Below are 12,544 nucleotides of genomic sequence, written 5' to 3' on the forward strand. Positions count from 1 at the left end.
GGGACTCGCGGGTGACCTCTGCCAACCGCTCGCCCACCCGCTCCCGTTCGGTGGTCAGGGGCAGTACCACCCGCGCTCGGCGGAGTACGTCCGTCCCACTGGGCGGACCTCGATCGACCCCCAGCCGGTCGCCGGATTGCGCTGAGCCCACGTGAGCGCCTCGTCCAGATCCGGAACCTCGATGACGAAGATGCCGCCGAGCTTCTCCTTCGTGTCTGCGAACGGTCCGTCCTGAATCTCCGGTGTCCCGTTGCGCGCGGTCACCGTTGTGGTCGCCGCGACCGAGTCGAGCACCTCGGTGGTTATGAGTACTCCGGCAGCGTTCAGGTCATCGGCATAGGCCTGGAAGGCGGCCATCGCCGGAGCCATGTCCGCCTCGGTCAAACCGATCGAGGCACCCTCCTGGTAGTGCATGAGTAGGCAATAACGCATGATCTCGTCCTCACGTCGTGGTTTCGTCGCAAGCCCGACTCGAGCTTGTCACCGTGATGACGATTCGGATGCCGGCGAATCGACATCGTCGGCGAAATCGGCCTCGGGCTTCTGTCGAAGCGACCCCACCGTCATCACGGCGAGCGCCACCCAGATCAGTCCGAAACCGACCCACCGACCCACCGGCATCGGCTCGTGCCCCACCATCACACCCCAGGCCATCTGTAGACCAGGGTTGAGATAGAACAGCAAGCCAATGGTGACCAGTGGCAGGCGCTGAGCCGCCGCGGCGAAGAGCAGCAGCGGTACCGCCGTCACCGGGCCGGCCATCACCAGCAGCACCGTGTGCCAGCTTCCGTAACCGACGAAATGGCCCTGCCCGAGCAGCGCGAGGGTGACGAGATAGCCAACCGCCAGCGGCAGGGCAATCAACGTCTCGACGGCGACGCTGACGCGCGGATCTGCGTCCACGACCTTCTTCACTACGCCGTACAGCGCGAAGCTCAGCGCCAGCGCCACGGCGAGGTAGGGCGGCTCACCGACTTCGACGGTCAACACCACGACCGCGACGACCGCCAATGCCAGCGCAATCAGCTGCCACCGCCCGATGCGCTCTCGAAACACGAACACGCCGATCGCAACGGTCAACAGCGGGTTGACGAAGTAACCCAGCGCCGCGTCGACGACGTGTCCGTGGGTCGCGGCGTAGATGTATATGCCCCAGTTGATCGAGATGAGCAACGACGCCGCCGCCAGTTGCAGCCAGGTGCGCGCGCTGAGCCGACGTAGGTCGCCGAGGCGGCGCGCGACGACGAGCACGCCCAGCAGGCTCACCGCGCTCCACACGATGCGGTGGGCCAACACCTCCATCGAACCGGCTGGCAGCAGCAGCGGAAAGTACCCGGGGCACAGCCCCCACCAGGTGAACGCGCCGGCGCCGAGCAGCACCCCGGTGCGTCGGGAAGCCGCGGGCGTCTGTCCGCTCACGATTCGTGGTGGCGGAGCACGTCGAGTGCATGCTGGAGATCAGCCGGATACGGGCTGGTGATCTCGATGCGCCGTCCGTCTGCAGGATGGGCGAAGGCCAACGACCGCGCGTGCAGCCATTGGCGTTCCAGCCCAAGCTTTTTCGCAAGCGTCGGATCCGCTCCATACGTCAGGTCTCCGCAACACGGGTGATGCAGAGCCGAGAAGTGCACGCGGATCTGATGGGTGCGCCCTGTCTCCAGGTGGACGTCGAGCAGGCTTGCTGCCACGAACGCCTCCACGGTGTCGTAGTGCGTGATGCTGTGTCTGCCCTGTTCGGTGACCGCGAACTTCCAGTCGTTGCCGCGGTGGCGTCCGATCGGCGCGTCGATGGTTCCGCTGGACGGATCTGGATGGCCTTGCACCAGTGCGTGATAGCGCTTGTCGACGGTGCGCTGCTTGAAGGCGCGCTTGAGCACGGTGTAGGCACGTTCGGAGATCGCCACCACCATCACGCCAGAGGTGCCGGCGTCGAGCCGCTGCACGATGCCCTGTCGCTCGTGCACGCCCGAGGTGGTGATCCGGAAGCCGGCCGCGGCAAGTCCGCCGAGTACGGTCGGGCCCGTCCAACCCGCCGACGCATGCGCCGCAACGCCCGGGGGCTTGTCGACCGCCACGATGTCGGCGTCCGAGTACAAGATGGTCATGCCCTCGATGTCGACTGGCGGATTATCAAGTGGCGCAGCCGGTTCCGGCAACCGAACCTCGAGCCAGGCTCCGGCGGCAAGGCGGTCGGACTTTCCGGCGGGGGCCCCGTCGAGATCGACGCCACCGTCCTCGGCGATGGCTGCCGCCGCGGTGCGGGACAGCCCAAGCAGGCGGGCCAGCCCGGCGTCCACCCGCATGCCCGCCAGGCCCTCGGGGACCGGCATCGAGCGGGTCGTCACTCCGGCTTGTTTTCCGACTCGGACTCCGACGCCTTCGGGTTGCTGGCGTCCACCGACGCGTGGTCAGGCGCGACCTCCGCCGACGACTCGTCCGGATCCCCGTGCTCGGGTTCTGCCGACACGTCGTCTGCCCTGCGTCGCCCGACGGTGTCGAAGTCATAACCGAAGAACGACAACCCCACCAGCAGGGCCGCCCCACCGACCACCGCGGGGTCCGCGACGTTGAACACCGGCCACCAGCCGATCGACACGAAGTCGATGACGTGCCCCTGCAGCGGCGCGGGGCCCCGGAAGAACCGGTCCATCAAGTTTCCGAGCGCACCGCCCAGGATCATGCCCAGCCCCAACGCCCACCACGGGGATACCAACCGTGGCGCCATCCACACGATCCCGACGACCACCCCGGTTGCAATCACCGTCAGCACCAGGGTGTAGCCGGCGGCCAGCGAGAAGGCCGCCCCGGGATTGCGGACCAGTGTCCAGGTCACGGTGTCGCCGATGATCGACACCGGTTGGTTTGGCGTCAGGAGTTTGACGGCCAGCGCCTTGGTGACGACGTCGAGCACGAGCACGGTGACGGCAATCGAGACCAGCAGCCACAGCCGACGCCGCGGCTGCGATTCTGCTGAATCGTCCGTCTTCGTCGCCTCGACCGAGTCGGTGGATTCGTCAGTCACCCGTCCATCATCCACCAACCACCCCCGGTCTCCTTCTTCGTCCCCAGCTCAGTCCCCGGCCGAGCGCCTTCCCGCGTCACGTCGATCATCCGCGATCGGGAACAATCGCGGCATGAGCCGCCTCGTCGTGATCACCACCGGAGGGACCATCGCTACGAGCACCGGCGCGGACGGCGTCGCGCGGCCTACGCAGACCGGCAACGACCTCGTTGCGGGCCTGAACTCAACGTACGACCTCGACGTCGTCGACCTCATGGCGGTGGACAGCAGCCAGTTGACCCTCGAGGACTGGGATCGTATCGGCGCCGCCGCGCTGGCCGCAGTGGACTCCGGCGCGACCGGTGTGGTCATCACCCACGGCACCGACACCATGGAAGAGACGGCGCTCTGGCTCGACGTGAGCTACGCGGGCGCCGCTCCGGTCGTGCTGACCGGGGCGATGCGCAGCAGCGACGAACCCGATCCCGACGGGCCTGCCAATCTGGCCGATGCGCTGGCGGTGGCGGCGAGCCCGGCGGCGCGTGGGCTCGGCGTGTTGGTCGGCTTCGCGGGCGCCGTGTGGCAGCCACTGGGCCTGACCAAGACAGGAGCTCAGTTCAGCGGGTCCGTCGTGGGCTCGGCGAGCAACGGGAACGTGGCATTCGACGGGGTCAAGCGCCGGCCGTCACTCGGCCATCCATCCGCGGCGAACGCGCCCCGGGTGGACATCGTGACGGCCTATGCGGGCAGCGACGCGGTGGCCATGGACGCATGTGTGGCCGCAGGAGCGCGCGGCCTCGTGCTCGAGGCCGTGGGCTCCGGGAATGCCTCCTTGGCCGTGATCGACGGAGTTCGACGGGCATGCCACGCCGGTGTCGCGGTGGCGATTTCGACCAGAGTCCCCGGCGCGCGCGTGACCGCGCGTTACGGACCGGGTCGCGCCCTGGTCGACGCCGGTGCGGTGACGGTGCCGACGCTGCGGCCTGCGCAGGCCAGGGTGCTCGTGATGGCGGCCCTGGCCGGCGGATTACCCGTCGCCGACGTCCTCAGCACCTGGGGCTGACTGCTCGGCCCTGGCGGCCACGTAGTCGGGCCAGTCGAGGCTGTCCAGCGGATCGCCCCTCCCCACCTCCGGGTTGTCATCGGCGAAGGTCCGCATCACCCCGGGCCCGCTGGCGCGGGTCTCGAACCGCACGCTCATCACGCCGTGACCGGCCCCCTGTACCCAGCCGTGCCCGTACTCGGTGTGGGTGACGTCGTCGCCGACACGCCAGCCGGCCGGCTCCGGCTCCGGCGCCGGCGCGGGCACCGGCCCGGACTCGTGACTGTCCGACGCTTCAAGCGTCTGATCCAGATCGGGAAAGAGCGACTCCTGCATGACGTCGGAAAACCCCGAGAAGCCCACGCCGACAAGCCGAATCGGGCCGATGTCGACCGGATCGAGCAGCAGTCGACGCGCGGTTCCGAGCAGCGTCGACACGTCAGTCGTGGCATAGGGCAGCGTCGCAGAGCGCGTCAGCGTGCTCATGTCGGACTTCTTCAACTTGACGGTGACCGTCCTGGCCCCGCGGCCGTCGCGCTCCAGGCGCCGGTGCGCGTGCTCGCCGATGGGGCCGACGGCGTCGCGAAGTTGATCCAGCGTGGTGAGATCCGCAGCGAACGTCGATTCCGCACTGATCTGCTTACTGCCCGCACGCTCGGCCACCGGACGGTCGTCGATGCCCTTGGCCAGCCGGTGCAACGCAGGCCCGAGGGTGGCACCGAGCACGTCGGCAACCTCTGTGTCCGTCAACGACGCCAGCGCCCCGACCGTGTCGATTCCGAGCCGGTGCAGCCGCTCTTCGGCCACCGGGCCGATCCCCCACAACCGGCGTACCGGAAGTCCCGGCAGCAGCACGTGTTCCTCATCGCGCCCAACTACGCGAATGCCGTCGGGTTTGGCCAGCCCGGACGCGATCTTGGCCAGCTGTTTGCCTGAGCCCGCCCCCACCGAGGCCACCAGGCCGGTCTCGTCGAGCACCCTGGCGCGCAAGCCCTCGCAGAACCGTTCGACGTCGAGCGCGTCGGCTCCGGCCAGCTCGAGGGGCTCACCGAACGCTTCGTCGAACGACAACTGCTCGAGCACGGGTACCAACGCCCGCACCGTGTCCATCACGCGGCCACTGGCCATGCCGTACACCGCGCCGCGCGGGGGCAGCACCACCGCGGGCGCACCGACCAGCCTGCGAGCCTGGTGCATGGGCATTGCGGAGCGCGCGCCGAAGACGCGAGCCTCATAGCTCGCGCCCGCGACGACACCGCGACCACCGAGCCCACCGACCAGCACCGGCCTGCCGCGCAGCGTAGGTCGGGTGAGCTGCTCCACCGACGCGAAGAATGCGTCCATGTCGAAGTGCAGCACCCACCGTCGCGCCTGCGGGGCAGCGGCTCGTGCTGCCCGAGCGTCGTCGGAGGTCACGATCGCGATGCTAGGCGCTAGCCTGACGTCCATGACGGAACCCGTTCGGGACGTCCCGATTCGGGACCAGTCGATCCGGCTCGGACAGTTCATGAAGCTCGCCGATCTGATCGATCGTGGTTCGGATGCCAAGGCCGAGCTCGCGGCGGGCGCTGTCATCGTGAACGACGACGTCGAGACGCGTCGAGGGAGGCAACTGCGCCTCGGTGACGTCGTGACGGTGGCCGGCAGCTCCGCGCGGGTCACCGCGAACTGACGCCGCGAAATACCGGCACCGGCAAGGGGATCAGGCCTTGGCGATCGCGACCGTCACACCGTCTCCGAGCTCGACCGCATCCGCGGGCTCACCGAACTCGAAGCTGGTCGCCAGCACTTCGGCTGCGATCAGCTCGGCATGACTGCGGGCCCATGCGTCTCGCGCTGCCGGGACCGACATGACGACGTGGATCCGATCGGACACGTCCAGGCCGGTCGTCTTGCGAAGTTCCTGCAGCTCGCGGATGCGGTCCTTGGCCCAGCCCTCCGCTTCCAATTCGGGCGTGAGCGTTCCGTCCAGCACCACCAGGCCCGTGCCGTTGGGAAGCTCAGCGGTCCATTCTGGTTCCGCTGCAACCAGTTTCGATGAATACTCGTCGGGAAGCAGCGTCGCGGGACCCGCAGTGAGACTGCCGTCCGGATTCACCACACCCGCCCCGGCCTTGACGGCCTTGATGGCGGCCTGCACGTCCTTGCCGAGGCGCGGCCCTGCGACCCTGGCGTTGACCGACAACTCGAACCGACCGAAGGCATCGATGTCGTCGGACAACTCCACACTCTTGACATTGAGCTCGTCGGCGATGAGCTCAACGAACGGCCGCAATGAGGATGGATCCACCGACTTGTCCAAAGCCACGGTCAGTTTCGGCAACGGCAGCCGCACCCGCAGCTTGTTCGCCTTGCGCAACGAGGACGCAGCCGAACACACGTCGCGAACCTGGTCCATGGCCGCCACCAGAGCGGGATCGGCGGGCACCTCGCCGGGCGCAGGCCAATCCGTCAGATGTACCGACCGCTCGCCGGTGATGCCGCGCCAGATCACCTCGGCGATGAGCGGCAACAGCGGCGCGGCGAGCCGTCCGGTTACTTCGAGCACCGTGTGCAACGTGTCGATGGCGTCGCGGTCCTCCTCCCAGAACCGCGAACGAGACCGTCGCACATACCAGTTGGTGAGCGCCTCGGTGAACTGGCGGAGTTCGTCACATGCCCGCGAGATGTCGCAAAGATCCAAGGCCTCGGTGAGCTCGTCGCGCAACGCGGCGAGCTTCGCCAGCACGTAGCGATCGAGGACGTTGGCCGAGTCGGTGCGCCACACCCCCTTCTCGGGTGCATACAACGACAGGAACGAGTACGCGTTCCAGAACGGCAACAGGACTTGCCTGACACCTTCGCGGATGCCCTGTTCGGTGACGATCAGGGTGCCGCCGCGCAGGATCGGCGACGCCATCAGGAACCACCGCATGGCGTCGGAGCCGTCCCGGTCGAACACCTCGGTGACGTCGGGATAGTTCCGCAGCGACTTGCTCATCTTCTGACCGTCGCTGCCCAACACGATGCCGTGAGCCACGCAGTTGCGGAACGCCGGCCGGTCGAAGATCGCGGTGGCCAGCACGTGCATCATGTAGAACCAGCCGCGGGTCTGGCCGATGTACTCCACGATGAAGTCGGCCGGAAAGTGCGAGTCGAACCACTCGGCGTTCTCGAACGGATAGTGCACCTGCGCGTACGACATCGAGCCGGAGTCGAACCAGACGTCGAACACGTCCTCGATGCGCCGCATGGTCGACTGGCCCGTCGGATCGTCCGGGTTGGGCCGGGTCAATTCATCGATGTAGGGCCGGTGCAGATTGTCGGGCCGCACCCCGAAGTCCCGCTCGAGCTCGTCGAGACTGCCGTACACGTCGATGCGAGGATAGGCCGGATCGTCGGACGTCCACACCGGAATTGGGGTGCCCCAGTAGCGGTTTCGGGAGATCGACCAGTCCCGCGCATTCGAAAGCCACTTGCCGAACTGTCCGTCCTTGACGTGCTCGGGATACCACGTGATCTGTTGGTTGAGCTCCACCATGCGGTCGCGAAACTCGGTCACCTTGACGAACCACGACGACACCGCGCGGTAGATCAAGGGGTTTCGGCACCGCCAGCAGTGAGGGTACGAGTGGTCGTAGGTCTCGTGGCGCAACAGCACGGGAGCGTTGACTGCGGCCGCACCCGACTGGTTCTTGAGGTCGCGGATGATCTGCGGGTTCGCGTCGAAGACGTGTTGGCCCGCATAGTCGGGCACCGTGGCGTCGAACCGACCCTTCGAATCGACCGGCGTGACCGCGGCGATGTCTGCGGCGTCAGCGGTCGCCTTGTCGTCCTCACCATAGGCGGGGGCCATGTGCACGATGCCCGTGCCGTCCTCGGTGGTGACGAACTCCCCCGGCAGGACGCGAAAGGCGTTGGGCGAGTCCATGAAATACGGGAACGGCGGCAGGTACCGCACGCCCAACAACTGCTTCCCGGAGTAAGTTCGCAGCACAGTCGGCTGCTCCCCAAGTTCACGGGCGTAGGCCGCGAGCCGGGCCTCGGCCAGGACGTAGCGCCGCCCTTCGACCTCCACCTGCACGTACGTCACGTCTGGATTGACGGCAACTGCCTGGTTCGACGGCAGCGTCCACGGTGTCGTCGTCCAGACCAAGAGGAGCGCTCCTGCCAACTCCGCTGCTGCTGTCGGCTCCTCGCGCGAGCGCTCGTCGGCGGTGATCCGAAAGCCCACCGTCAACGCGGGATCCTGCCGGTTCTGGTAGACGTCGTCGTCCATGCGCAGCTCATGGCTGGACAGCGGAGTCTCGTCGTTCCAGCAGTACGGAAGCACCCGGTTGCCTTCGTAGGCCAGGCCCTTGTCCCACAGCTGTTTGAACGCCCAGATCGCCGATTCCATGAAACCGAGATCCAGCGTCTTGTAATCGTTGTCGAAGTCGACCCAGCGCGCCTGGCGGGTGACGTAGGACCGCCACTCGTCGGCGTACTTGAACACCGACGTCCGGCAGGCATCGTTGAACTTCTCGATGCCCATTTCTTCGATCTGGGACTTGTCGGTGATGCCGAGTTGACGCTGAACCTCGAGCTCTGCGGGGAGCCCGTGCGTATCCCATCCGAATCGACGCTCGACCTTGTAGCCACGCATGGTTCGGTAGCGCGGCACGATGTCCTTGACGTAGCCGGTAAGCAGATGCCCATAGTGCGGCAGTCCGTTGGCGAACGGTGGCCCGTCGTAGAACACGTACTCGTCGGCGCCGTCGCGTCGATCGATGCTGGCGCGGAAGGTGTCGTCGTGCGCCCAGTAGTCCAGCACCTCGAGTTCGAGATCGGGGAAGCTGGGCGATCCACCGGCCGGCTTGGGGTAGGCGCTCACGTGTGTCGTCTCCTGTGCCAAATTGTCGCTGGCGCTCCGAGAAGCCCAGGTTCGTTCAGGCACGGGGACGACGACGCGCGGAATGCGCGAGCGCCGCGGTACCACCCCGCTTGCGCACAGAGTGCGCCGCTCGACTTGGGACGTTGACGGGCCCAACCGTTCGGTTCTACTGAGCCGGGTCGGGACCGCAGCCGTTCTTCCGAAGACTCCCCGGTGATGGCCGGATCGACGCCGTTCCGAGAATTCTAATGCCTAGCCGCCGGCTAGTGCGCCATCGCCAATTCGGGGGTGGCATGGATCGGCGGCGTGGCCTCCGAAGTCAGCTCGATCAGCGCAAGCGGGAACTGTTCGGCTAGCTCCTCGATGGTGTACGGCTCGAAGCTGCGTGCGTCGAACCACCAGTCCAACGCGATGACGTCGCCGACCCGGTACGTCCGCAACTCAAGGGCATGGCCGAGGTGCGGTAGGGCCGCCGCGGTGTCGCCGTCAGCAAAGAGCAGCTCCGAAACCGGCTGGTCACGAGGATCGTCGGGCACTTCGTGCACGATTCGACGAACCTTCAGCGCCTCCAGGGCGTCGCGGACTCCCCCGAGCATTTCTTCGGCAGGGGTCTGGGCGGGTGCCGCGCACCGCAGGGTCATCGAGTGCACGCTGGTGCCGTAGCCGGGAACGTCGAGGGTGACGATCCCGTCACCGATGGTCCGCTGGATGGCACGGCCGAGTGCCGCGATGAGGATCTCGTTGCTGGCTAGCCCCAACGCTTCCGCAGCACCGTCGAGCTCCTGGGTCAGCAGCACCGTCAGCGGGGCCGCCACCTTCTTGAGGTCGTCGACGTGAAGGGGTCCCTCGGCGTCGTAATCGGTCAGCTGCAAGTTTGCGCGCGTCATGAAATGCACGCTACACGACTGTCCCAAAAATGGGACACATCTGCCAATACTGTGACGGCCGTGTCAATTAAGATGCCTTTGGCCGATTTGCGGTTGGTACTGCCCATCCAAGGGAAGACCGGCTAAGCTATGCCGGTGCCAAGGACTGACGAGAACGGCAGGCAGCTAAAAACGCTGCTCGACTACCTACTCGACGGCGACGTCGATGCCAAGGCGATCTACGACGCCCTCGGCACGTCCAGCAGCACTTATTATCGCCGCATCAAGGAAGTGGACTACCCGAACGCAGAAGAGATGCGACTGGTGGCGGATCGGTTCAACCTCAGCTACCCCGATCTACAGGTCCGATTTGGCCTCATGAGCCGGGAGGAGGTGTGGAGTTACGTCGAGTCGGCACCGCTTTCCGTGGCCACCATCGCCGAACCGGTCACCGAACGACGAACGGTCCACCGGCCGCGACTGCGCGATCTCACGCCGCGGCCCGACGCACCGCCGCTCTAGCGGCAGAATTTGCTAACGGAAGAAAGCTCGAAGGCGACATCTCATGGGTCTGGCAGTCCTCATCACGGTCACGCTGGCATGTATCGCGTGGAGTCTGTGGATTCGCCGCGTCACCTGGTCATGCCGCTGGGAAGTTGCCGCCACGCTGAACATCGCCCTTCAGGGCGCGACGGTGTTCTTGATGTCGCCGTTTGCCTCCGAGACGGTGGGCCATTGGCTGCATGCGCTCACCGGCATGTGGAACCTCGAGGACTACATCGGCCACGATCTGTACGTCGTCGCGGCATCAGCGATCGTCTACAACGCCCTCGGCCGGCTGCAGGACGACCACGCCATGCAGACCACGTTCAAGCAGTACGTGGAGCGCCCCGCGACGTTGTGCATTCCGCTACTCCTTGCCACGTTCTCTCTTGGCAACGGCGCAGCGATCTATCAGGCTGACTTTTTCGAGCTGCACACCGACTTCTGGCTCAGCGCCTACTGGATACTGTTGTGCGGCACGCTGATCTACCTCCTTGGCTACGGTTCGCGTGCACTGCTGGTGCTGCGGAAGGACCCGCGTTCGCGCACCGTCGCCAACGTCTATCTGGCTGCCTCCTTCAGCGGCATGATGGCGTGCCTCGTCCGCATCGTCACCGCGTTGGTGCCGTCGCTGCAGCCGATCGAGAACGGCACCCTGGTGTGGTTCTTCGCGTGCATGTGTGGCGCGGGATTCGCGCTGACGTCGGCGCACTCTTGGCGCATCAAGACCAAGTGGTTCAGCAAGGCGAGCCACTAACGGGCTCAGCCTACTGCACCTCCCTGGCGATCGAATTGATGCACGGAGTAATCGATTTCGGCGTGACCTAGCCCATGCGGTGCAGCCAGTCACCGTCCTGCAGCCGCTCTGTCGCGCGGGCATACTCGAGTTCGGTGTAGGGCCACTGCGTCACGATGCGCCCGGACGGTGAGCGAAAGTAGCTGTCGCACTTCGTCCACACCGAACGGTCGAGTTCGGCGTCGATCCGGGCATTGAAGCGCGCTTGCGCCGCCGCGGTCACCTCGAGGCTGCCGCCGGCTCGCGCCAGTCGGCGCACGGCGTCGAGCACCAGTTCGGCCGCCGCTTCGAGGATGTAGACGATCGAGTTGCCGCCCTGGTTCGTGTTCGGACCGTAGAGCATGAAGAAGTTCGGGTATCCGTGGACTGCCACGCCGAGATAGGCGCGCGGGTCGTCACCCCACTCGTCATGCAGGCGCCGCCCTCCGGTCCCGATCACGTCGAACCCCGAAAGGTATTGGCTGGTCTCGAATCCCGTGGCCAGCACGATCGCGTCTACCTCGACGCGCCCGCCGGACGCCGTCTCGACCGCACGGTCGGTGATGCGGACGATTGGATCCGACACCAACTCGACGTGGTCTCGCTGCAGCGCTCGGTAGTAGTCGTCCCCGAGCAGCACCCGCTTGCAGCGGAAGGGATAGTCGGGCGTCAACTGCGCCCGGAGCGCCTCGTCGGCGACCTGCGCGTCGAGGAATGCCTTGGCGTAACCCTGGCGCCCGGTCACCAATGGGTCGTCGGCGGCAACGGCGGTGTTGTCGTGGAACTCTTGCCAGATCCTGCTCCGTTCCGCAGTGGCGGCAACGGGGTCGCTACGGAACCGCGCCAGTTCCTCGGGGGTGAAGTGGCGATCGTCCTTGGGCACCATCCACGGCGGCGTGCGCTGGAACACCGTCACCTGCGCAGCGACGTCTGCGAGTTCGGGGATGACCTGAACGCCGCTGGCGCCGGTGCCGACCACACCCACGCGCTTGCCCGCCCACGCGATGGTGTCGTCCCATCGCGAGGTGTGCACCAGCGGCCCGGTGAAGTCGGCCAGTCCCTCGATGTCGGGGAGGCGCGGTTCCGCGAACAGACCGACGGCGCTGACCACGACGTCGGCGTCCAATGTTTCTGCACCGGAGCCCGATTCGATATCCAACTGCCAGCGCGCCTCGTCCTCGTGCCAGCGCGTCCGGGTCAGCGCGGTGTCGAGCCTCAGGTGGCGACGCAGGTCGAACTCGTCGGCGACCGACTCCAGGTAGGCCAGGATCTCGGGCTGCCGGGCGTAGGTGCGCGACCAGCCCGGGTTCGGCGCGAACGACAGCGAGTAGAGGTGGCTCTGAACGTCGCAGGCCGCACCGGGATAGGTGTTCGACCGCCACGTGCCGCCCACGCCGTCGGACCGTTCGATGATGGTGATGTCGTCGAATCCAGCCTGGCGCATTGCAACCGCCGTGGCGATGCC

At 66.6% G+C, this 12,544-nt stretch carries 12 protein-coding genes; 4 read left to right on the top strand and 8 right to left on the bottom strand.

The window, feature by feature from the left end:
- Positions 1-54 precede the first annotated feature (54 nt).
- From SLQ30_RS00740 to lspA, 4 genes are read right to left on the bottom strand one after another with little or no spacing between them, the layout of a single operon-like run.
- Positions 55-432, bottom strand: coding sequence for a YciI family protein (locus SLQ30_RS00740; protein ID WP_319444932.1), 378 nt, complete (start codon positions 430-432; stop codon positions 55-57).
- Positions 433-480: 48 nt separating this feature from the next.
- A complete protein-coding gene (rarD, locus tag SLQ30_RS00745) occupies positions 481-1,380 on the bottom strand; it encodes an EamA family transporter RarD (protein WP_319445559.1) in 900 nt (299 codons plus the stop codon).
- A 35-nt stretch (positions 1,381-1,415) separates the two neighbouring features.
- The gene (locus SLQ30_RS00750) at positions 1,416-2,330 is read right to left on the bottom strand and encodes an RluA family pseudouridine synthase (protein ID WP_413467916.1); all 915 of its coding nucleotides are present in this window, start codon (positions 2,328-2,330) and stop codon (positions 1,416-1,418) included.
- 11 nt (positions 2,331-2,341) lie between these two features.
- On the bottom strand, positions 2,342-3,022 hold the full coding sequence (gene lspA / locus SLQ30_RS00755) for a signal peptidase II (protein ID WP_319444934.1): 681 nt from the start codon (positions 3,020-3,022) through the stop codon (positions 2,342-2,344).
- 112 nt (positions 3,023-3,134) lie between these two features.
- On the opposite strand from lspA, the gene SLQ30_RS00760 reads away from it, so the two are divergent.
- Complete coding sequence (locus tag SLQ30_RS00760; protein ID WP_319444935.1) at positions 3,135-4,064, top strand: asparaginase; 930 nt, start codon at positions 3,135-3,137, stop codon at positions 4,062-4,064.
- Here the strand turns inward: SLQ30_RS00760 and SLQ30_RS00765 are convergent.
- Positions 4,029-5,387 (bottom strand): DNA polymerase IV, encoded by a 1,359-nt coding sequence (locus SLQ30_RS00765; protein ID WP_413467917.1) that lies wholly within the window; start codon positions 5,385-5,387, stop codon positions 4,029-4,031. The genes SLQ30_RS00760 and SLQ30_RS00765 overlap by 36 nt on opposite strands.
- 103 nt (positions 5,388-5,490) lie before the next feature.
- Here SLQ30_RS00765 and SLQ30_RS00770 point away from each other — a divergent pair, with 103 nt between their 5' ends.
- Positions 5,491-5,715 carry an RNA-binding S4 domain-containing protein gene (locus SLQ30_RS00770; protein WP_319444937.1) on the top strand — a complete coding sequence of 75 codons (225 nt, stop codon included), beginning with the start codon at positions 5,491-5,493 and terminating at the stop codon, positions 5,713-5,715.
- Positions 5,716-5,745: 30 nt separating this feature from the next.
- On the opposite strand, the gene ileS is transcribed toward SLQ30_RS00770, so the two are convergent.
- Together ileS and SLQ30_RS00780 are read right to left on the bottom strand one after the other, a co-directional pair.
- A complete protein-coding gene (gene ileS, locus SLQ30_RS00775) occupies positions 5,746-8,895 on the bottom strand; it encodes an isoleucine--tRNA ligase (RefSeq protein WP_319444938.1) in 3,150 nt (1,049 codons plus the stop codon).
- 263 nt (positions 8,896-9,158) lie between these two features.
- On the bottom strand, positions 9,159-9,782 hold the full coding sequence (locus SLQ30_RS00780; RefSeq protein ID WP_319444939.1) for a hypothetical protein: 624 nt from the start codon (positions 9,780-9,782) through the stop codon (positions 9,159-9,161).
- Between the two features lie 135 nt (positions 9,783-9,917).
- Between SLQ30_RS00780 and SLQ30_RS00785 the strand changes: the two genes are divergently transcribed.
- Both SLQ30_RS00785 and SLQ30_RS00790 read left to right on the top strand, forming a co-directional pair.
- On the top strand, positions 9,918-10,283 hold the full coding sequence (locus SLQ30_RS00785) for an XRE family transcriptional regulator (RefSeq protein ID WP_319444940.1): 366 nt from the start codon (positions 9,918-9,920) through the stop codon (positions 10,281-10,283).
- Positions 10,284-10,326: 43 nt separating this feature from the next.
- Positions 10,327-11,061 carry a hypothetical protein gene (locus SLQ30_RS00790; RefSeq protein ID WP_319444941.1) on the top strand — a complete coding sequence of 245 codons (735 nt, stop codon included), beginning with the start codon at positions 10,327-10,329 and terminating at the stop codon, positions 11,059-11,061.
- 67 nt (positions 11,062-11,128) lie between these two features.
- On the opposite strand, the gene SLQ30_RS00795 is transcribed toward SLQ30_RS00790, so the two are convergent.
- Positions 11,129-12,523, bottom strand: a complete 1,395-nt coding sequence (locus SLQ30_RS00795; RefSeq protein ID WP_413467918.1) for a flavin-containing monooxygenase — start codon at positions 12,521-12,523, stop codon at positions 11,129-11,131.
- Between the last annotated feature and the right edge of the window lie 21 nt (positions 12,524-12,544).

This window comes from Mycobacterium sp. RTGN4 (assembly GCF_033804635.1).
Classification (GTDB): Bacteria; Actinomycetota; Actinomycetes; order Mycobacteriales; family Mycobacteriaceae; genus Mycobacterium.

Bases quoted from the DNA above. Each gene is read 5' to 3' on its own strand.
- SLQ30_RS00760 (WP_319444935.1), top strand. From the start codon at position 3,135: ATGAGCCGCCTCGTCGTGATCACCACCGGAGGGACCATCGCTACGAGC.
- SLQ30_RS00795 (WP_413467918.1), bottom strand. From the start codon at position 12,523: ATGCGCCAGGCTGGATTCGACGACATCACCATCATCGAACGGTCCGAC.
- SLQ30_RS00750 (WP_413467916.1), bottom strand. From the start codon at position 2,330: ATGCCGGTCCCCGAGGGCCTGGCGGGCATGCGGGTGGACGCCGGGCTG.
- SLQ30_RS00790 (WP_319444941.1), top strand. From the start codon at position 10,327: ATGGGTCTGGCAGTCCTCATCACGGTCACGCTGGCATGTATCGCGTGG.
- SLQ30_RS00740 (WP_319444932.1), bottom strand. From the start codon at position 432: ATGCGTTATTGCCTACTCATGCACTACCAGGAGGGTGCCTCGATCGGT.
- SLQ30_RS00780 (WP_319444939.1), bottom strand. From the start codon at position 9,782: ATGACGCGCGCAAACTTGCAGCTGACCGATTACGACGCCGAGGGACCC.
- SLQ30_RS00765 (WP_413467917.1), bottom strand. From the start codon at position 5,387: ATGGACGCATTCTTCGCGTCGGTGGAGCAGCTCACCCGACCTACGCTG.
- SLQ30_RS00770 (WP_319444937.1), top strand. From the start codon at position 5,491: ATGACGGAACCCGTTCGGGACGTCCCGATTCGGGACCAGTCGATCCGG.